The following is a 19,246-nucleotide window of genomic DNA, read 5'->3' as shown; positions in this document are numbered from 1 at the left end:
CAGAAGGTCGGCGCGGGCGCCGACCATCGGGTGTTGGTCGTTCAGGATGGGGCTGGTTTTCATGTGCCACCGGATGTCGGGCATCCTGAGGGGATTCAGACGGTGACATTGCCGCCGTACTCGCCGGAATTGCAGCCGGCGGAACGGCTCTGGGAGTTGACGGATGTGCCGATTGCGAATAGAGCGTTCAAGAGCATCAAGGAGGTGGAGGCAGCCCTCTCGGATCGCTGCGTCTGGTTGGAAGGTCAACCTGATCTGGTCACTCGGCACACGCTCTTCCACTGGTGGCCTTTATTGGCTAATTAATCGGAGTCCGTATCATACCCCATCGTAGTCTGATGTCAGATCAGAGCTGAGGGCATTTCCGGCTCACTTGTAGGGCCGGTGGTCAGGGGTGGCCTGCCCGGGGGGCAGGCCAGGGCAGAGGGGTTCACGCGTGTCGCACGCCGATCACGCACGTTTCGTCCTCATTCCAGGAGCACCCCATGAACGAGATTCCGCACCGCAGCAGCCTCGTGCTGGTCGACGCCATCGGCACCCGCATCACCGTGTACGCGAACACCCCGCAGGAACTCCGCGCCCTGCAACGCGAGTACGGACGGCGAGGGTACCGCCCCGAGGGGGAAATCCCGTGCGGCGGCCTCCAGTTGCCGTACGTGCAGCACGACACGTTCGACTGGTCGCTGATCGGCGCGACCCCGTGGACGAGCCCGGATGGAGACCGGGGCGTCATTCATGACGGCAGCTTCTACAAGCTCAGGGAGCTCGAAGCCGTGGACTCCAGGAAGATGAAATTACCCCAAGCCCTGAAGTACAGCCGCGGGGCCCGGGAGACCGACCCGGAACACCTCGTGGAGGAATCGAACGGGGAGTTCAAGTACCGGACGCTGATCATGTTTCGGGGTGGCGGGAAGGCCATGCCGGAATTCAGCCTGCCGGGCGGGCAGCGGCAGCGGCACGCCGTGGGGCCAGCGCAGGAGAACGCCGCCGACTGACCCGCGAGTGGGGAGAGGACCGTGCCTCTTCCCCTCCCGCATGCCTTCGCTTCAGGGGTGGCCCCACCGATGCGGTGGGGCCAGGCCGCGCTGCAACCCCACGCGCTCAGCCGTGGCGTTCAGGAGACCCCATCATGCCTAAAACTGCCCCACGCGCCCGCCCGATCCCCTCAATCCCCAACCCGATCCCCTTCACCCCTCCACTGACGCCGCCGGACGCCCGGTTTGCAGTGCCGACCCTGAGCGCGGACGCGCAACTCGCGTACGACCGGCTCTCCCAGGATGGGCGGCTGTCCCAGGTGGCCCTGACCAGACTCGTCGGGGAAGCGCGGGCAGGAGATGTGCTGGCGGAACTCACGGCGGCGTGGCTGGCTGTGGAGGTGCCGGGGGGCCTGGAGACGCGCACGGGCCGGGCAGGGTACATCGCGCCCGTGGCGTGGGTGCCGGCAGCGGGTCTGCTGGAGGTGGAGGCGGCCGCGCGGCTGCTCTCTGGGCGGAGTGGGCTGGTGGGGATGTTTGCGCGGGCGCTGGACATGGACTCGGCGGGGGCGCTGGGGGTGATGCGGGCCCTGGTGGTGCTGGGCCTGGCGCAGGGCGGTCCGGTGGGGGCGACGTTCGCATTCCGGGTGCATGCTCAGGATCAGGTGCACGTGCAGGAGGTCCAGGCATGCCCGCCATCTGGCGGGCATGTTCGCCTGGAGGCGAGTGTGGTGGAGGCGCCGGTGAACGGTGAGGGTGATCGCCATAGCGTGATTACCCTCACACCACATACCCTGAAGGGAGGAGGCGAGCGTATGGCCCGGTCCATTCCAGCGCAGTTCACGGTCGAGCAGCGGCAGTTCATGACGGCCGTCACGACGTCGAGACGACACCTGTTCCTGCGGGCGACCGCCGGGGCGGGCAAGACGACGACCCTGACGGAGGCGGCGTGGCACCTGGAGGAGCGTGGCGTGTACTTCGCGTATAACCGGCACGCCGTCTCGGACCTCCAGCCGCGCCTGCCAGACCGGGTGCGCGCCCTGACACTGCACGCGCACGGCTTCCGCCTCCTGCAGCAGCACCTGGGCAGCCCCTTACAGATCCTCGACGAGAAGGGTCGCCTGGTCGCGTCCACGGTGATCCCGGACCGCACGCAACTCCATGCTCCAGCCGCGCGGGCGTGGACGATCGCGCGGGAGGAAGGCCTGCACCTGCTGACACCCGAGCGGGCGGAGTGGCTGGCGGACCGGGCGGAGTGGACCGCGGCACCCGACGAGCTGGTGGACTTGATCCCCGTGTTCCATCAGGTGGGTGCGGACCTCTGGTCAGACGCGGGTGCGGCGGATTTCACGGACCTGCTGTGGCTGCCGGTGACACTCGGGTACGGGGTTGGGAGCCTGCCCCTGGCGCTCGTGGACGAGGCGCAGGACCTGACGCCACTGCGGCAGCGGTACGTCCTCCACCTGCTGGGTCTGAATGGCGTGTCAGCGTCCCCTGGGCGGCTGATTTTCGTGGGGGACAGCGATCAATCGATCTACACCTGGGCTGGGGCTGACCCCATGGCGCTGTCCCGCCTCAAAGAGCGCGTGGACGCCCTCGAACTTCCGCTGAGCGTGTCCTTCCGCTGCCCCCGTGAGGTGGTGCGGTACGCGCGGGCGCACTCGAGCTTTATCCGGCCGGCCCCTCGGGCGGAGACGGGCACCGTCGAGCACGTCAGTGCGGAGACGGCCACGTATGAGCGGGGGGACGTGGTGCTGTGCCGGACGAACGCGCCGCTGATCCGCCTGGCGCTGGAGTTGATGAGCCGGAACCTCAGCGTGGCGGTGACTGGACGGGATCTCGCGCAGCGTCTCCGGGATGGAGTGACTGAGGCGTTCCCACCCTCCTTCGAGAACGACGCGGTGACGGACCTCGTCCGGGCGTATCTAGAGCCGGTGGCCGCTCCACTCAAGGTGCGGGTGAGCACGGGCGACCAGGGAGCGCGGCGGGCGCTGACGGAACTCCTGGACGTGGGCCGCTGCCTGCGGTACCTGGCGTGGGTCGTATCGCGGCGTACGGGTGTGGGAACGCAGGCGGACGCCCTGACGTTGCTGGGGCAGCTGTGCCGGGAGGACGCGGAGGCGGACGTGCTGCTGGCGTCGGTACACCGGGCGAAGGGCAAGGAGTGGCAGCGGGTGACGGTCCTGTACCCGGAACTGATGCCGCTGAGTCAGGGGGATGAGGCGGAGGAGCGGGCGGTGCAGTTCGTGGCGGTGACGCGGGCGCAGCGGGTGTTGCGGTTCGCGTACGGGAAGGAGGCGTGGGCAGCGCAGCAGCTGGTCATGCCGGGCGTCCTGCCCGCCGCGGAAGTGGAGGAAGCCGCATCTGAGCTGCCTGTCTGGGCCGAGGAACTGGACGATGCTGGTCCGGTGCCCTCGCCCGTCCTGGCGATGTCGGTGATGCCGCCCAGCTCGGGGTGCCGGTCCATGCTGCCAGCGTTGCCGGAAGGGGGACCGACCGTGGCCGCTGTCATGGATCCCCGGGGGGCGTGGCCGCTGTTCGGTGGGGGGACGCCCATGCCGCTGGGCCTCGTGCGGGAACGGCTGGCGGCGCTGGCCGAGGAGGACCGGACGCTGCTCCGGATGTGGGCGGAAGGCGGCCTGACGCTCCTGCAGGGCGTGGAGGCACCGTACGTGGGGGTGCACGAGGCGCATCTGGCGTTGTTCGAGCGGGCGGCGCGGCAGGCGCGACTGGCGATTCCGGCGATGTTCGGGACGGGCGTGCCGGTGTGCGTGTTCGAGGGGCCACTGCTGCGCGTCCGCCTGGCCCGCAAGGTGCGGTTGAGTGGGCGGGTGTTGCGGGTGGCATTGGGCGACCTGGAGCTCCGGTTCGACCGATTGAGTGGGGAGTTACTGGACGGGGCGGAGCCGCTCGCGCCGTTCATCCGACCGGCGGAACTGGGCCGCCTGCAGGCCAGTTGAGGGTGAACGCCCGGTCACACTGTGCTGATTCGAGTCGCGGGGGAGGGAAGACCCGCATCGAAAGTCGACTGGAGAGGCGCTCCCCAACCATGGAGCGGCCATCACAACGGCGAAGAGTCTTTCCCAGCAGAGCGCGTCCCCGCAAAGCACTGCAGTCGGAAACAGCATAGAGGAGCGTGGTCTTGGACATTGGACAGCAGTCATACGGATTCCGTTTGTTTCGCCAACAATCCGGAACTTCACCGGATTGCCGGCTCCACGTCCGGAACCCGTTTCTCTCCTTCTCGCATCCGCTCGGATTGAACGGGCTTTGCAGCCCATTCAATCCGAGTCAGTATCAGACGGGGAACCGGCTCCCCATCAACCCGTGGCAACCGCGTACTGTTCCGCCAGCGCCAGCACGTCTTTCGGGTTCAGCACACCCTTGAACCAGATCAGCCGCTCCCCGAAGTCGCTGGGATCCACGCCCGCCCGCTCCAGGTTCAGGCGCTCACTGACGCACACGATCACGTCCGTCCGCCCCGCCTTGCGCAGCAGGTCGAACTTCTTACGCAGGTACTCGGGGCGCCAGTAGCCCACGATCTCCACCAGCACGCTGCGGTCGCCGTTAACGAGGCGGAAGTCCGGCAAAATCACGCCCCCTGGGACTGGCACGAGGTCCACCTCGCGTTCGAGCGTCCAGGGTGTGTCGAGTTTCGCGAATCGCTCCGCGAATCCGCTCTCCAGCGCACTGTCATGCTCCGACGGCGGCGCGTAGTGACTCACGTACCCGTCCTCGCTCGTCAGCTGAAACGACCACTCCGTGTCCCCCGGATCCACCCACGCGAGATCCTTCCTGGGCTTCAGGGTCGCGCTCAGGTCCCACTTCGTCACGTGCAGCAGCGCCGGCAGGAACTTCGCCATGCCCAGCCCGTACCGGGTGGTGTTCGAGAACAGGCTCGCCGGGCCGTCCAGCGTCAGCGAGAACCCGTACGACGCGTCCCCCTCCACCGTCGCCATCAACCCGAAGAACTTCAGGTACTTCAGGAGCTGCTTGTAGCGCGCCGGTTCGTTCCGGCGCGCGGTGATCACCAGTTCCGTCGCCCGGTACAGCTGACCCTGCGCCTGCGCGAGATCGTAGCGGTGGATGAGTTCCAGCGGCGCGGGCGGCTCGAACGCCACCAGCGTCTGCTGATCCGGCAGGTCCGCGTACAGCGAGGCCTGCAGGGCCTCGCCGGACACTTCCCCGTCCGTACTCAGGGACCGTGCCGCCTGCTCCAGGACCGCCGCCGCCTGCCGGCGGCCCGGCACGACCCCCTGCGCCAGCGTGAACACCCGCTCCCGCGCCAGGACCGGGTCCACGCCGCTCCCCGCCTCGAACGTCCCCATGTTCGACAGCAGGTGCGCCAGGCCGCGCAGCACCTTGAAGTCCTGCCGGCCGGCCTCCAGCGTGCGGAGATCCTCGTCCAGTTCGAAGCGGCGCTTCCCGACGTTCGCCTCGAAGGTCCCGATCAGGGTTTCAGCCAGCGTGAGGTTCAGGGTGGTGGGCTTCAGGCGGCGGGGTTCCACGAGCCCCGCCTTCACCCGGAACAGCAGCAGGTCAGTCGGGAGCATTCAGGTCCTCGAAACTGGCCGGTCGTCCCTGGCCCTGGCCGGGTTGCCACTGTCCTCGGCGCTGCTGACTGACGCGCTCCTCGCTCGTCCCTTCCGTGATCACCTCGTACAGCACCGCCACCTTCCCCTCCGCCCGGCGCAGGATCCGCCCCAGCCGCTGGATGTGCTCCCGTTCCGTCGCGGTGCCCGACAGGACCACCGCCACGCTCGCCTCGGGGACGTCCACTCCCTCGTTCAGCACCCGGCTCGTCACCAGGATCCGGTACTCGCCGCTGCGGAACTTCTCCAGCAGCGCGTGCCGCTCCTTGATGGGGGTCTGGTGCGTGATGGCCGGGATCAGGAACTCCCGGCTGACGCGGTACACCGTCGCGTTGTCGTCCGTGAAGATCAGCGTCCGGTCCCGCGGGTGGTTCGCGAGGATCTCCTCGAGCACCCGCAGTTTCCCCTCGGTGCCGTACGCCATGGATTTCGCTTCCCGGTGGGCCAACATGGCCCGCCGCCCGTGCGGCGTGCCGCTCGCCAGGATGAACTGCTTCCAGCCGTCCAGGGACCCCAGCCGGATGCCGTTCAACCGCAGGAAGTCGTTGCGCAGCGCGATCAACTCCGCGTACTTCTGTTGTTCGTTCGGACTGAGCCGCACGCGGATCACGACCTCGCGGTACGCGGCGAGCGTGTCCCCCGCGAGGTCGCCCGGGGCGACCTCGTACACCACCGGCCCGACCAGCCGGTCGAGGTCCCGCTCCCGCCCGTCACTGCGTTTCGGCGTGGCTGTCAACCCCAGGCGGTACGGGGCGAGGCCCATCTCCGCGATCACCCGCGTGAAGTCACTGGGCAGGTGGTGCGCCTCGTCGAAGATCTGCAGGGCGTACCGCCCTGCCAGGGACTCCGCGTGAATCGCGGCGGAATCGTAGGTGCTCACCAGCAATGGCGCCTCGTCGTGACTGCCGCCCCCCAGCAGGCCGACCGGGGTGTCCGGGAAGGCCGCGAGCAGGCCCGCGTACCACTGGTGCAGCAAGTCCAGGGTGGGGACGCAGATCAGGGCGCTGCGGGGCGTGTCCCGCAGCGCCAGCTGCGCGACCAGGGTCTTCCCGGCCCCCGTGGGCAGGACGACCACGCCGCGGCGACCGGCGCGTTTCCAGGCGTTCAGGGCGTGCGTCTGATGGGCGTACGGCGTGACCTCCCGCGCGAAGCCCAGCACCAGCGGCTCGAAGGCCGCGGCACTGTCCTTGAAGGGAACTCCGGCGGCGCGCAGGGTTTCGACCACGCCCCGGTAGGCGTGCCCGGGGGCCCGCCAGGATTGGCTGCGGTCGTCCCAGGTGAAGTGATCACGGACGGACGCGGGCGCGTCCGTCATGACGAGCGTGCCCCGGTCGAGGCGCAGGGTGGGCGGCATCCCGCGCATCCTAGCGGTCCAGGAGGGGGCCCTTGGTGCGTGGGGGCCCAATGCCGGCAGGTGCGGTCCCCGGTGCGTTGCTCCCCGGGTAACCTGGCCGCAGAGGAGCGACCCCCCGTGCACTACGTGATCCTGGTCTCCCAGGCTGGTCAGCAGACGTACGACGACAGCGAACGCCACTACACCTACCCCGCCCGCTACAACGCGGCCCTGGCGCCCCTGATGGCCGGGGAGCCGACCGTGGTGATCCTGTACGAGTCCCGCCGCGCCGGGAGTGGCCGGGGCCTGCAGGCGTACATCGGGTGGACGGTCGTTCAGAAATTCTCCGGCCAGCAGATCTTCAAAGGTGTCGTCCTGGGGTCTGGGCCGGTGGCTGAGCTCTTCCCCGAGATCTGGAAGAGTGAACAGTACCTCGCGGCTCTCCGCGAAGTCACGCCTGAGCAGATGGCGGAGCGCACAGTGCTGGAAGATCAGCTCATGGCGGACGTCGAAACCAAATTCCCTGGCTTCTTTGCAGAGTACAAGACCGAGATGACCAGTGGCGACCCGTACCGCGTGCAGCGCATTGTGCGCGAGGCCGGGGAGAAGATGAAGGTGGTGCTCGCCGACCGCGGCATTAACGTCAATGCTGCTGTGGCCGAAGTGGAGAACGACAACAGCCTGCACGGCACCTGCGTCTGGGCTGTTGTCACCGCCGCCGGCGCCTTCCATGTGGTGGCCCTTTACGTCAACTTCTTTGCTGCTGTGAATGTTTATGTGGGCGCGGCTGCCTGGGACCGCTGGATTCAGAGTGCGCCGACCAGCGGCAACATCGCTGATGACAGCTGGACCATGACCGTCGCCAAGCGTCTGAAAGGCCTGTAATCATGACAGAAGCCCCAGCCACTTTTTCTGAGCGTTCACACGTCGCACTTCCAAAGATAGGCCGAGTAGGACTTCTTCTCACGTGGTGTGTGGCACTCACATACATTTTTGATGCCAATCAAGGTGTGAATGGTCTGTCGCTGCCTGGGGAGGAGATTCTCCGTCCGTATCTGCGGCAGAACGTTCCCCAGGGCTGGGGCTTCTTTACGAAAAGTCCGAGAGATGAGGACTTCTACTTCTACCGTGCCGAAGGTAACCAATTCGTTGAAGTCACGATCGGTCCAGCCGGCCGTGCCGACCAGTTCTTCGGGTTGGACCGGCATTCAAGGGCTCAAGGGATCGAAGCGGGGCTCATTTTCGAGTCGACAGAAAAGCTGAAGTGGGCCAATTGCACGCAGGTGCTCAGTGACTGTCTCAAGCCGAGTCCCAGCGGTTCACTTGTACGCGTTCAGAACAAGCTGCCCAATCCGACTCTGTGCGGACACCTCGCCGTGGAAATGCGCAAACCCGTTCCGTGGGCCTGGGCCAAAGCTGGCACCACCTCTTCTTCTCAGGACCGACGCGTCAAGCAATTTTTCGTGAAGTGTTAACATGCAAATACTAGAAAAGAAGACTGGAATGAGTCGAATCGGTTCCCGTCTGCAAAATGGGCAGCCGCTACTGCCCACCTTTGCAGTGGCCAGGACATTGATTGCACTGTCGACCCTTCTGACGCTGATTCTGACGGATACCCATGATCTGTTCGGGATTGGGTCAGGGATCACAGAGACACTAAGTTGCTCGGCTTATACATTTTTAAGTGCGTACTGCTGGTTTGGGGAAGACAACATTCATTTGGTGAAGTATGCCTCGGTTCTGGTACTTCTGGCCGTCATCTCGGGCTACTTCCCGCGAATCACTGCCGTCCTCCACTTCTTGGTGAGCATGAGTTTTTTTTGTCTGCCCGAACGGTGGATGGCGGAGAACAGGTGGCTGCCATTCTGACGTTCCTGCTCGCGATCATTGCATTTGCCGATCCCAGAAGGAACCATTGGCAGAAAGCCAAGTCAGATAGTTCCAGCATCCTGGTCTTTAATGCAAACATAGCAAGCTTTCTCATTAATGCCCAGGTGAGCGTCATCTATTTCCAGGCGGCCACGGCAAAGTTCAAAGTAGAGGAGTGGGTCAATGGGACAGCCATGTACTATTGGATGAACAGCCCATATTTCGGTGCTACCGGACTGTTCAAGACTGTAGTAGATCCGCTTCTGACAATTGGATTCGTTGCGGTAATCACTTGGTTGCCTCTGATTCTGGAAATGGCGCTCGCGTTTTCATTCTTGATGGATCTCAGGATAAAGCGAATCCTACTTGTGTTGGGAATCACGTTCCATCTAATGATTGCCATGTTGATGGGAATTGGCAGCTTTTCAATCATTATGACAGCCGCCCTTATCCTCTTGCTCTCCCCGCTGGACGTGAAGTCCTTCGCAGAGTTTTACTCTTCCGGAATCTGGGCAAAGCTGAGAATCCTCGATCGTATCAGGTTCACTTGATGATCTTCAATTTGAGGACGACTCTACCACGTGTTAGAATCACAAATAACCGTGTAATCGCGAGGAGAATATGCGATGAGTGAAATCATAATTGGAATTCTGCTGTTATCAACGCCGATCATTCTCTTCCTGCTCACCCGTAAACCAGGAGTAACCTATGAGTGGAAAGAGAACGGGCTGTTCGTGCGGGCAGGGCTGTCTAAATACCTTTTTCCTTATAAATCCTCTCAAGCTGCCCTGACCCACCTCCCTTTGGGGTCAAGAATTCTCGGGACGGCCGCGCCAGGAACCTATGTGGGTCAATTTGCCTTTTCTGGAGTTCCCCAAAATAAGGTTCATGCACTAGCGAATAGTAAGCAGCCAGATCAGGCGTTAATTGTCTTCCTCGATAGAAAATACTACTACCTAACCCCTCCCCAACTCGCAGAGAACTTCAATAGATTTGAATAAAATGATGTTGCAAATTATTTAATGTTTTGTCGCAGGGAAATATCACTCCTCCGCGATTAATTAAATTAATAGTGCGGCTTAATAATGCGTGGCTGTTGAATTCGGTCATTCAACACAAAGAAATTACTCTCTTCTGCATGGCTCGAGGAGCAAAAAAGGCAAGAGCAATGCAATGATGGTCACCACCATAGACACACTCAACAGGAGAACGAACGGGACGAGCTGCCACCACGCGGTCAGGTCATCGGCGATCTGCGGCCAGTGGGCAACCAGCACCGCGTTGAGGGCGAGGGTGATGGTCGTGGCCACCCCTTCCAGGCGTCCAGCACTGCGGAAGCGGGAGAGGGCGTACAGGCCGCAGGCGAGGGCCGCCAGGACCCACGCCACCAGGAACAGCAGCGGCCCCGGCCCAAGGGGCACAGTCATGTCCGTCGGCCAGGGCGATTCTGTGACATTGATATTCGTCAGCACGGGAACAAACTGAAACTGCAGGGCAGACGCCATAGGGGGGAAGTTCTGTCTCGGCTCTCGCTCGGCACCCAAACAGCGAGAGCTCAGGGGCCGGAGCAGGGCAGCTTGAGCTAAGGGTCCAGCGGCAATACACCCGGCACAGGCCGCGCCCACTCGGTCCGGGCTTCAAGGTTCGGGTTTGGCCGGGGTCCTGTGATGCGGATGGTCTGCGTCGTGGTGCTGACCGGGTGCTCGGTCACGCTGTAGCCGGTCTGGGTGGTGGTCTGTCCATCCGCTCCGGCGGCGGGGCCGAAGAACAAGGAGAACGGCGGGTGGTGCGGATGAGGCCTCAATGCTTCCGTCAGCGAACCGGACGCCCCTCCCCACCCTGGGGCGGACACGGTCAAGTCCCATTCCGATCCGCAGATCGGCGTGTCCCAATTGAACAGTCCTTCAGAGGGGACAGCTCACGGGCATGATGAACACGAACAAAAACGGCTCTGGATTTCAGGAGGTTCAAATGGGACAGCGCGCCGCCATCTACTGCCGGGTCTCGACAGGTGATCAATCCTGTGACCGCCAGGAACGGGACCTGCGGGCGTTCGCCGAGCGCGGCGGGTACGAGGTCATGGGCGTGTTCAAGGAGACGGCTTCCGGGAGCAAGGACCTGCGGGCTCAGCGGGGCAAGGTGGTCGCGCTGGCGCGTGACCGTCACATCCAGGTGGTGCTCGTCACGGAACTCACCCGCTGGGGACGCTCGACGACCGACCTGCTGCACAGCCTGCGCGAACTGGAAGCGTGCGGCGTCTCGGTCATCGCGCAGACGGGCTTGCAGTTCGATTTGACTTCGCCGCAGGGCAAACTGTTCGCTTCGCTGATGGCGGCGCTGGCGGAATTCGAGCGGGACCTGCTGCGGGAACGGGTGAAATCGGGGATTGCGGCGGCGCGGGAGCGCGGCGTGCAATTCGGTCGTCAGCCGGGACAACGGGTCAAAGCCGAACGGTACACCGCGCGAGTGTTGCGGCTGCGCGCTGGGGGGCGGTCGTATCGGGAGATCGCCCGCGAGCTGAACTTGAGCAAGAACACTGTTATGGACATAGTGAAACGCGCTTCCCCGGCAGCGCCCGGGGAGGACGAGGCGGCTTAGCGTACTAAAGTTGCTGGATCTTGTCGTCACCCCGGGTACGCGCCGAACCTCGACCGGGACGGGGACGGCCGCGCCTGCGACTGACGGGCCGCTGGCCTGTCGCGTCCTAGGGCGTGACGGGTCGGCCGGATGGGACGGCGCAGCGGCGCGGGGCGTGGACAGGGGCGTGCAGGACCGTGACGTCCGTGACGTGGCGCATGTCAATGAAGCGCGCGTCCACGGCGATGACGTGGACCTCGCCGGGCTGCGCGGTGAGGCGCGCCTGGAAGGCTCGCTGGGCGCAGGCCGCATGCTCGCCGGTGAACTGCAGGGTGAGGGGCGTGCCGGCTTCCGAGAAGCGGACGGTGAAGGTGTCCGTCTTCACAGCGTCGTGGTCCGGGGGGGGCATCAGGGTCAGCAGGAGGGCTGCGAGGATCAGGTAGACGGCGATCAGGACCAGTCCCCACGGGGATTTCCGGTACAGGCGCAGGAACTTCATCGGGGGCGGCTCAGACCGGCTGGCCGTGCCTGTCGAAGTCGCTGAAGTCGCCGTCGGTGTGCAGGACGCCGGAGTACGACCAGTCGCCCCAGAGGCTCAGGTTGCCGCCCAGATGGATGGCGCCGCGCCGGTCGGGCCAGCGGGTTATCTGGCCGCGCTGCCCGTCCTCGCAGGTCACGGCCCAGGTCTTGCAGCCGATCATCAGCACTTCGGCTTGATCGGGGGGGAGGTGCGGCCGGGCCGTTTCGATGTTCTCGGCGGTGATCACGTTGACGTGGCCGGGGGTGGGGTTGAAGTCGCTCATGGGGGCTCCTGCCGGCGCTCAGCTCAGGTCTACTTTCAAGTCGTGGATGACGCTCTGGAGGGTGAGGTTGGCCTGCGCGGCGACCAGGGCGCTGACGAGTTCCAGGCTGGAACGCCGGCCGCTGAGGCAGTCGCCTTCGAGGGTGGTCCACTGGGTAGCGGTGAGGCTACCTTTCAGATACAGGCGCAGGGCGGGGGCGTTCGCTTCCCACTGGGTTTGCGGGTTGGCGGCTGCCAGTTCGGCGCGGCGCTGCTCGCGGACTTCTTCCTCACGGGCGCGCTGCTCGGCGGCCTGCTGGGCGCGGCTGGTGGCGGGAACGGGGGCGGGCAGTTCGGGCCAGGGGTACTTCTCGGGGTGCTCGACGATGTCGCGGGTGAACGCGCCGCGCCGGCGGATGGTAGACGTGCGTTGCAGTTCGCGTGACAGGCGCACGCTGGCCTCGATGCGGTCCGGGTACTGCCGGGCGAGCTGGGTGGCGGCGCTCTGCGCGACGCCTTCGCCCATCAGCAGCTGCACGAGGGCCGGGTCGGGCGCGTCGGGGTCCCGGAAGCGGTAGTGTAGGGTGGTGCGGGCGCCGCGTTCGTCGACGGTGACGTCCTGGAGGTACTGCTGGGCGATCAGTTCCTCGTGGGGTTGTTCGAGGGTCCGCAGGTGGCGGCTGCGGCGGTTGTCGCCCAGGCCGCAGGCGTGCCGCCAGTTGTCGAGGTCGACGATGAGTTCTTCGCGGGGCGTGCCGTCCGGTTCGTAGCGGTGCGCTTCGAGCAGCCGGTAGAGGGTCCGGGCGGGCGGTTGTTCGATGCGGCGCAGGATCTCCAGCTGGAGGTTCTGGGTGTAGCCTGCCCGGATGCTGTCGGCGAGGTGGGCGCCGAGCTGGATGCTGAGCGTGGCGCCGGGCACCATGACGCTTCCTGCTGCGGTGGGGTCGGGGTCGCCCTGCACCCAGTAGCGCAGGTCGTTGATCAGTCGGGTCTTGTGGACGTGGGCGAGGGTCCGGCCATCGGGGAGGTGCCAGCCGCGCGTCACGGTGATGCTGGTTTCCCAGATGCGGTCGAGGCCCTCGCGCAGGCGCTGCAGGTTGCGGCCGTTGGCGGCGAGCAGGCTCGCTTCGCGCAGTTCGTTGGCGCTGGTGTGCACGAAGTTGTCGGCGGGACAGCCCTGCGCCTGGAAGAGATTTTCGAGTCCGACCATGATGTTCACGTCCGCGCCGTGCGGTCGTCCGCGGGCCGCTTCGCCGCTGACGTCGTACTGGCGGCCGGCGACGGTGAACTGGCTGTGCCACTGCTGGCGTTCGCTGCTGGAGCGGCTGAGCATGCTGAAGATGCCGAGTGCGGCCGAGTTCCGCTCGTCGATCCTGACGGGGTGATCGTGTTTCAACTTCTTCATCGGGGGTCTCGCGCCGCATCATATGGGCTCCCCGTAAGTCCTGAATGGCATTCAGGCGTGCTGGACGGCAGTTCTGGCCTTTCGGGACCGAAGGTATCTGAGGGCGCTTCCCCGGTGTCCAGTGTGACCAGCGGAGCCGTCCTGCCACGGAACACTGTGCCGGACAGTGTTTCTGGCGTTTCGGGACCGAAGGTATCTGAGTGGCGACCTGGATGACCGGACCGGAGTGGAGAGTGCGCTTATGGGGCAGTGTCGTGCTGAACGGCATTTTTGGCGTTTCGGGACCAAAGGTATCTCCCCTTCGACCCTCCCTGTCTGGTGTTGTTTGTTTCTCTTTAAAGATTAAAAGACAAACAACAAAGAGTACGATTGCGGGTGCTCTGGACGGCATTTTTTTCGTTTCGGGACCGAAGGTATCCAGGAAACGGACCAAAGGTATCCCTTCTGAAACCCGGCTGGGACCGAAGGTATCGGAGGTCCCTACAGGGACCGCATCGCGCCGTACCTGGATGGGTATACTTCGTCTAGTACGCTCTTTTTAAGCGAACGGGACCAAAGGCATCTGAGCGGGCGGGGGAGATACCTTTGGTCTGGGGGGAGATACCTTCGGTCCGCTGGGGGGGATACCTTTGGACAGGTCAGTCCGGCTCCCTCATCCGAGTCGGACGGGCGCTTCGGGGCCTTCGCCGTCCATGTTGACAGCCACGAAGTCCAGGAAGCGCACCTCGTAGCGGGTGCGGCCCGGGCCGGTCCAGTAGCCGTGCAGGTGCGGTTCGCGCAGGTGGGGTGGCATGCGGCGGCCCGTGCTGGTCGGGGCCCCCGTCTCGGCGTCTCCCTGGGTCTTCCTGGCGTAGTACGCGCGCAGGACGTTGCCGGTGTCGACGCCCGCTTCCCAGACGGTGGCGGCGCTGGGTTCGCTGAGTTCTTCCTTGCCGCCCTTGCCGCGCCGGGGCGTGACGGGGCGGGGCGTGCCGGGACCGAGCAGCTGCGTCTTCTCGTGGCCCAGGTACGTGACGCACAGCAGCGCGAAGCCCAGGTCGCGGGCCACGCGGGCCGCTTCCGCTTCGGTGAAGTTGGTCGCGCCGGTCTGGGCCATCAGGCGGATCTGTTCGGCCACGTCGCCGCCCAGGGGGAGACTGACGGGCGCGAGGACGTGATCGCCGTACGCGCGGTTCTCGATCAGGAGCGTGAGCCACGGCCTCCCCTGGGTGGTGTCGGTCGCGGCGAAGAAGCCCGTCTGGGAGGGGTGGGTCAGGCCGCCGGGAACGGGAATGTACGTGGCGTGGCCGCGCAGGCCGGGCAGTTCGGCCGGGAGGCGGGTGAGGGGGCGGGCGCGGCGCAGGCGGTCCAGGACGTCCTCGTCGATGCGCACGACGTGCTTGGCGTACCGCCACGCGGTCAGGACGCTGATCTTGGGCGCGCTGATGATGGCGCTCCGTTCGTCCATGCCGTCGCGGTCCTGGAGCAGTGCGGCGGTCAGGAGACTGGGAACGAAGGTGCGGGCGTCCCAGGCGGCGCGTTTTTTCAGGAACAGGGTGTCACCTGAGAAGTGGAACAGCCGATTACTCTAACGGCCCAGATCACAACTTGATCTGTCCCAGATAGACCTCCAGGGTGTTCGGATCACGTAGGCATCGGGGCTGACGTAACCAGCGTGCATAGGGCCTCCTGGGGTTGCTTTACCCTACTGCCATTGTCTGAGACTGTGCAACACGGTTTTGCAACGCGAGGAAGTCGATTCGCTCGGGGAGTCATAGAGGGCGCCGAGACGATCGTTTCCACACCGCCTGGTCAGGCATCCACCGTGATTCTGGATGGAGTAGGCAGCAAGGCACTGGCCTTCCCTGTACAGGGGGCACAGGAGCACCGTCCCTCTCCTGCCTCGCTGAAGATTGCCAGTCCATGCCGACAATTGGTGGCATATTGCCATTTTTTTATGGTATTTTAGCTATGAGCAATCATGCCAACCAAAACCACTTCCCGTGTTCAAGCCCTCGTCCGCCACGCGCTGGAGGAACAGGACGCCCGAGGCCACCAGGGTGAACTGCCCGACGGCAAAGTCACCCTGCGCCTCCAGGCCACCGACTTCTACTGGCTCTCCCAGCTGGCCGAGCTCATGGACGCCAGCCGCACCCGCGCCGCCAGTCAACTGCTGTCCGCCGCCATCCGCGACGCCGCCCAGACTGCCGGGCTTCCCACCAAAGGCGAGGCATTTCAGACGGCCTTCCAGGCCTTCCTCGCCCAGGAGTTCCCACACGAGACCTCCCCACCTGCCGACACCTGAACCACCAAGGAGCCGACATGCCTCACCACACCGAACTCATCGCCGCCCTCGCCGTGGGCCTGACCCTTGCCTTCCTGGGCGGCCTGCTCGCCACCCGACTGCGGTTGCCCCCCTTGATCGGCTACCTGCTGGCCGGCATTGTGGTCGGCCCGTTCACCCCTGGGTTCGTGGCCGACGCCAATATCGCCGCGCAACTCTCTGAGATCGGCGTCATTCTGCTGATGTTCGGGGTAGGCCTCCATTTCTCCTTCGGGGATCTCCTGGCGGTCCGGCGCATCGCTATTCCCGGCGCGCTTGTTCAGATTGCGGTCGCCACCCTGCTGGGCCTGGGCGTGACGCAATTGTGGGGGTGGTCCCTGGGGCAGGGTCTGGTCTTCGGCCTTGCCCTGTCCGTCGCCAGTACCGTGGTGCTGCTGCGCGCCCTGGAGGAACGCGGAACGCTCGACACCGAGAAAGGCAAGATTGCCGTCGGGTGGCTGGTCGTTGAGGACCTGGTGATGGTCCTGACCCTGGTGTTGCTCCCAGCCCTCGCCCCGCTGCTGAAGGGCACCACAGGCGCCAGTCTGGATGCGGGCGGCCTGCTCTCCTCCCTGCTGCTCACGGTAGGGAAGGTCGCCGTCTTCGTGGCACTGATGATGATTGCGGGCCGCCGCTTCATTCCCTGGATGTTGGCCCGCGTCGCCCGACTCGGCTCCCGGGAACTGTTCACCCTGGCTGTCCTGGGCACCGCCCTCGGCATCGCGTACGGGGCCGGAGTGCTGTTCGACGTGTCGTTCGCCCTGGGTGCCTTTTTCGCAGGTGTGGTCGTGAGCGAGAGCAAGTTCAGCCATCAGGCGGCGGAGGACGCCCTGCCGTTCCAGGACGCTTTCGCGGTTCTGTTCTTCGTCTCGGTGGGCATGCTCTTCAACCCGGCCATTCTGCTCACGGCTCCGCTGCTGGTGCTGGCGACGGCGCTGATCATCATCGTCGGCAAGACCCTCGCGGCGTTCCTGATCGTCCGACTGCTGCGGTATCCAGTCGGCACCGCGCTGACCGTGGCGTTCTCTCTCGCCCAGATCGGGGAGTTCTCGTTCATCCTCGCGGCCCTGGGCCGTGACCTGAACCTGCTGAGTGAGCAGGGTCAGAATCTGATTCTCGCGGGCGCGATTTTGTCGATCACCCTGAACCCGTTTCTGTTCCGCTTGATCACGCCGCTGAAAGATCGGCTGGAGCGCCGCTCGCCTGCTGCTCCCGGGGCGTCGACCACTGTGCCTGAAGGTGCGGCCATTGAGATGCACGGGCACGCCGTCATCGTGGGGTACGGACGGGTCGGGCGCCTGGTGGGCCAGGCCCTTCAGGCCCGCCAGTTGCCCTTTGTCATCGTGGAGCAGGACGACGCACTGGTCGAGGATCTGCGCGCCCAGGGCCTGAGTGTGATCTACGGGGACGCCGCCCGCACCCAGGTGCTGCGTCAGGCAGGGCTGCCGCAGGCGGGCGTGGTGATCGTCGCCACGCCGGACGCCGTTCAGGCCCAACTGGTCACGGAGCACGTCCGGCGAGTCAATCCACAGGTCCATGTCATTGCCCGGACCCATGACGAGCACACCCAGCAGGCCCTTGAGCAACTGGGCGCCAACGAAGTGCTGTTCGGGGAGCAGGAACTCGGCCAGGCCATCGGAGTCCAGGCTGTCATGGCTCTGGGAACGCGGCCTGTCCTGGGCACACCTCTTGGTCTGGGAGGACGGTGATATGCGCACCCGTCTCATGCCTGACTGGGTTCCCCTGCTGCCTTTCGCAGTGAGTTTCGCTCTGGGTGTCTGGGCTTTCCCGCGTCAGCCGGAGCGCGTCCCGGTCCACTGGGGCGCAGACGGACAGCCGGACCGCTGGGGAAGCCCTGCCGAGGGCTTGTTCTCGATGCCCATCATGCTGCTGTTCGTGTCGCTCCTGATCCTGGCGGTCTCCCGCGCGCAGCCTGCCGCGACGCACCTGCTGCGGACGGTCATCTTCGGGCTTGGCCTGCTCGCGCTGTTCAGTACGGCGGCCCAGGCTTTTGGCGGTGACGGCTTCCGCGTCCCGATGATCGCCCTGGGGAGCCTGTTCCTGCTGACGGGTACCGCGTTGGGCCAGACCCCGCCGAGCAGCCTCTCTGGACCCCAACTGTCCCCCACCACCTTGCGGCGTCTGGGAACTGCATGGACACTGTTCGGCGTCATTCTGATTCTGGTGAGTCTGCTGGCCCCGGTGCCGGGGTTGATCACCGCCACGCTGTTCCTGGGTCTGATCGGCGTCGTTCTGTTCCTGTTCTTGGGCGTGCGGCGCGATCGCCTGCGGTCCGAGGGCTGAGCGGTGCTGTTCAGCGTCGTAGTGGGTGCTGAGCACGCGTCCCCAGTGCTGCTCCTGCACGGTGGGGGGCTCAGTCATCGGCAGTGGACTCCGCAGTTGCAGGGATTGCCCCACCTGCGCTTGATCGCCCCGGACCTGCCGGAGCATGGGCGTAGCCGGGAGGCGGGACCCTTCACCCTGGACGGTGCGGCCCGGCAGGTGCTGGCGGTGCTCGACCAGCACGCGCCGGGCGAACGGGTGGCCGTGGTCGGCAGTTCGCTCGGGGGGGCGGTGGCCCTGCAACTGCTGCGTCTGGCCCCCGAGCGGTTCACCCGGCTGCTGGTGACCGGCAGCGCGGCGGGCCTGAGTCCGCTGGCGGGACGACTGATGCTTTCCAGCATCAGCGTCCTGCGCTGGTTTCAGGAGGAGCGGCTTGTGCGGCAAGCCCTCCGGCAATTTCACATTCCCGAAACTTACCAGGACGTGGTGCGTGAAGACCTGCGCCTGGCACTGAACAGCGCCACACAGCGGCACCTGACACAGGCGCTGATGGCGTTGCGCCTGCCCATGGGGATGGACGTGCCAGTCCTGGCGCTGGTGGGCGCGCGGGAGACCTTTCTGGCGCGGCGGGCGGCGCAGGTCATCGCCCAATCCTTCCCACGTGGTCGCTTCGCGGTCGTGCCGCACGTGGGGCATGTGTGGAATCTTGAAGTGCCGGAGCTGTTCGGGCAGACCCTCAACGCGTGGCTGCAGGACGGTCCTCTTCCCTGGGAGTCGCGGCTGGACAGCGGCAAGCAAACTCGAGGATTGTGACCGAGTTCGTTAGAGTAATTCGCTGTTCCTAATCTCAGGTGACCCCAACAGGTGCGGGAGGGCGGCGCTCGTGGCGGGCGCGGCGGTCCTGACGCGCTTCAGGTGGCGTTCGAGGCGGGCGAGCAGGGTGGGGTTGGCCTCGTGCTGCTGGGGCGGGTCGGTGGGGGGCGGGAGGTGCGTGAGGGTATTTAGGATGGCGCGCCGGGCGGTGTCGGCGGGGTCGCTGTCAGTCGACTCGGGTAGGACGGCCAGGAGGGAGCCTTTCACGACGAGCGGTAGGGGCCACTCCTGGCCGGTCGGTTCTGATCCTGCTGTGG

The 19,246-nt window shown here is 65.3% G+C and carries 22 protein-coding genes and 1 pseudogene; 14 read left to right on the top strand and 9 right to left on the bottom strand.

The annotated features are described in order from the left end of the window. The 3 genes from CBQ26_RS12220 to CBQ26_RS12210 all read left to right on the top strand — a co-directional run. Positions 1 to 306: transposase (locus CBQ26_RS12220; RefSeq protein WP_172418051.1), on the top strand; the 306-nt coding region annotated here is incomplete at its 5' end. 179 nt (positions 307 to 485) lie between these two features. Continuing rightward, positions 486 to 995 (top strand): single-stranded DNA-binding protein, encoded by a 510-nt coding sequence (locus CBQ26_RS12215; protein WP_088248906.1) that lies wholly within the window; start codon positions 486 to 488, stop codon positions 993 to 995. A gap of 134 nt (positions 996 to 1,129) precedes the next feature. Continuing rightward, on the top strand, positions 1,130 to 3,934 hold the full coding sequence (locus CBQ26_RS12210) for a UvrD-helicase domain-containing protein (RefSeq protein ID WP_280522593.1): 2,805 nt from the start codon (positions 1,130 to 1,132) through the stop codon (positions 3,932 to 3,934). A gap of 360 nt (positions 3,935 to 4,294) precedes the next feature. Here the strand turns inward: CBQ26_RS12210 and CBQ26_RS12205 are convergent, their stop codons facing one another. Next, complete coding sequence (locus CBQ26_RS12205; RefSeq protein WP_088248905.1) at positions 4,295 to 5,527, bottom strand: DUF790 family protein; 1,233 nt, start codon at positions 5,525 to 5,527, stop codon at positions 4,295 to 4,297. Next, on the bottom strand, positions 5,514 to 6,920 hold the full coding sequence (locus CBQ26_RS12200) for a DEAD/DEAH box helicase family protein (RefSeq protein WP_088248904.1): 1,407 nt from the start codon (positions 6,918 to 6,920) through the stop codon (positions 5,514 to 5,516). Before CBQ26_RS12200 ends, CBQ26_RS12205 begins: the two co-directional genes overlap by 14 nt. Before the next feature lie 117 nt (positions 6,921 to 7,037). On the opposite strand from CBQ26_RS12200, the gene CBQ26_RS12195 reads away from it, so the two are divergent. From CBQ26_RS12195 to CBQ26_RS21350, 5 genes are all read left to right on the top strand, one after another. After that, positions 7,038 to 7,784: a sporulation delaying protein family toxin gene (locus tag CBQ26_RS12195; RefSeq protein WP_088248903.1), complete on the top strand. Its 747-nt coding sequence runs from the start codon at positions 7,038 to 7,040 to the stop codon at positions 7,782 to 7,784. Positions 7,785 to 7,873: 89 nt separating this feature from the next. Beyond that, complete coding sequence (locus CBQ26_RS12190) at positions 7,874 to 8,374, top strand: SdpA family antimicrobial peptide system protein (RefSeq protein ID WP_172418062.1); 501 nt, start codon at positions 7,874 to 7,876, stop codon at positions 8,372 to 8,374. 28 nt (positions 8,375 to 8,402) lie between these two features. Continuing rightward, positions 8,403 to 8,768 carry a hypothetical protein gene (locus tag CBQ26_RS21915; RefSeq protein WP_172418061.1) on the top strand — a complete coding sequence of 122 codons (366 nt, stop codon included), beginning with the start codon at positions 8,403 to 8,405 and terminating at the stop codon, positions 8,766 to 8,768. Then, complete coding sequence (locus CBQ26_RS12185; protein ID WP_172418060.1) at positions 8,753 to 9,319, top strand: HTTM domain-containing protein; 567 nt, start codon at positions 8,753 to 8,755, stop codon at positions 9,317 to 9,319. The genes CBQ26_RS21915 and CBQ26_RS12185 overlap by 16 nt, the downstream gene beginning before the upstream one ends. A gap of 75 nt (positions 9,320 to 9,394) precedes the next feature. Then, positions 9,395 to 9,769 (top strand): hypothetical protein, encoded by a 375-nt coding sequence (locus tag CBQ26_RS21350; protein ID WP_143342091.1) that lies wholly within the window; start codon positions 9,395 to 9,397, stop codon positions 9,767 to 9,769. Between the two features lie 123 nt (positions 9,770 to 9,892). Here the strand turns inward: CBQ26_RS21350 and CBQ26_RS12180 are convergent, their stop codons facing one another. After that, positions 9,893 to 10,273: a hypothetical protein gene (locus tag CBQ26_RS12180; protein WP_088248900.1), complete on the bottom strand. Its 381-nt coding sequence runs from the start codon at positions 10,271 to 10,273 to the stop codon at positions 9,893 to 9,895. Between the two features lie 77 nt (positions 10,274 to 10,350). Then, positions 10,351 to 10,539, bottom strand: a complete 189-nt coding sequence (locus CBQ26_RS21345; RefSeq protein WP_143342090.1) for a hypothetical protein — start codon at positions 10,537 to 10,539, stop codon at positions 10,351 to 10,353. A 155-nt stretch (positions 10,540 to 10,694) separates the two neighbouring features. Between CBQ26_RS21345 and CBQ26_RS12175 the strand changes: the two genes are divergently transcribed. Further along, the gene (locus tag CBQ26_RS12175; protein ID WP_244898038.1) at positions 10,695 to 11,366 is read left to right on the top strand and encodes a recombinase family protein; all 672 of its coding nucleotides are present in this window, start codon (positions 10,695 to 10,697) and stop codon (positions 11,364 to 11,366) included. 27 nt (positions 11,367 to 11,393) lie between these two features. Then, positions 11,394 to 11,450: pseudogene (locus tag CBQ26_RS23155) on the top strand (excalibur calcium-binding domain-containing protein); the annotation flags it as partial. Positions 11,451 to 11,472: 22 nt separating this feature from the next. Here CBQ26_RS23155 and CBQ26_RS12165 read toward each other — a convergent pair. From CBQ26_RS12165 to CBQ26_RS12150, 4 genes are all read right to left on the bottom strand, one after another. After that, positions 11,473 to 11,844 (bottom strand): hypothetical protein, encoded by a 372-nt coding sequence (locus CBQ26_RS12165; RefSeq protein ID WP_088248899.1) that lies wholly within the window; start codon positions 11,842 to 11,844, stop codon positions 11,473 to 11,475. A 10-nt stretch (positions 11,845 to 11,854) separates the two neighbouring features. After that, positions 11,855 to 12,148 carry a hypothetical protein gene (locus tag CBQ26_RS12160; RefSeq protein WP_088248898.1) on the bottom strand — a complete coding sequence of 98 codons (294 nt, stop codon included), beginning with the start codon at positions 12,146 to 12,148 and terminating at the stop codon, positions 11,855 to 11,857. 18 nt (positions 12,149 to 12,166) lie between these two features. Then, entirely contained in the window at positions 12,167 to 13,531 is a 1,365-nt protein-coding gene (locus tag CBQ26_RS12155) for a replication initiator protein A (RefSeq protein ID WP_088248897.1), read from the bottom strand. Between the two features lie 652 nt (positions 13,532 to 14,183). Further along, complete coding sequence (locus tag CBQ26_RS12150) at positions 14,184 to 14,978, bottom strand: AcrVA2 family anti-CRISPR protein (protein ID WP_088248896.1); 795 nt, start codon at positions 14,976 to 14,978, stop codon at positions 14,184 to 14,186. A 513-nt stretch (positions 14,979 to 15,491) separates the two neighbouring features. On the opposite strand from CBQ26_RS12150, the gene CBQ26_RS12145 reads away from it, so the two are divergent. Genes CBQ26_RS12145 through CBQ26_RS12130 form a run of 4 tightly spaced genes read left to right on the top strand, consistent with a single transcriptional unit; the run spans position 15,492 to position 18,929 of the window. Next, complete coding sequence (locus tag CBQ26_RS12145) at positions 15,492 to 15,815, top strand: hypothetical protein (protein ID WP_244898037.1); 324 nt, start codon at positions 15,492 to 15,494, stop codon at positions 15,813 to 15,815. Positions 15,816 to 15,832: 17 nt separating this feature from the next. After that, positions 15,833 to 17,542, top strand: coding sequence for a cation:proton antiporter domain-containing protein (locus CBQ26_RS12140; protein ID WP_088248895.1), 1,710 nt, complete (start codon positions 15,833 to 15,835; stop codon positions 17,540 to 17,542). A 1-nt stretch (position 17,543) separates the two neighbouring features. Then, positions 17,544 to 18,137 (top strand): DUF1648 domain-containing protein, encoded by a 594-nt coding sequence (locus tag CBQ26_RS12135; protein WP_088248894.1) that lies wholly within the window; start codon positions 17,544 to 17,546, stop codon positions 18,135 to 18,137. 3 nt (positions 18,138 to 18,140) lie between these two features. Beyond that, positions 18,141 to 18,929 (top strand): alpha/beta fold hydrolase, encoded by a 789-nt coding sequence (locus CBQ26_RS12130; protein ID WP_088248893.1) that lies wholly within the window; start codon positions 18,141 to 18,143, stop codon positions 18,927 to 18,929. Between the two features lie 9 nt (positions 18,930 to 18,938). On the opposite strand, the gene CBQ26_RS12125 is transcribed toward CBQ26_RS12130, so the two are convergent. Then, positions 18,939 to 19,196 carry a hypothetical protein gene (locus CBQ26_RS12125; protein WP_088248892.1) on the bottom strand — a complete coding sequence of 86 codons (258 nt, stop codon included), beginning with the start codon at positions 19,194 to 19,196 and terminating at the stop codon, positions 18,939 to 18,941. Positions 19,197 to 19,246 lie beyond the last annotated feature (50 nt).

It is taken from the genome of Deinococcus indicus (assembly GCF_002198095.1).
GTDB classification, from domain to species: Bacteria; Deinococcota; Deinococci; order Deinococcales; family Deinococcaceae; genus Deinococcus; species Deinococcus caeni.
The sequence above is the reverse complement of the archived record's forward strand: the minus strand, read 5'-3'. Positions and strand labels throughout refer to the sequence as shown.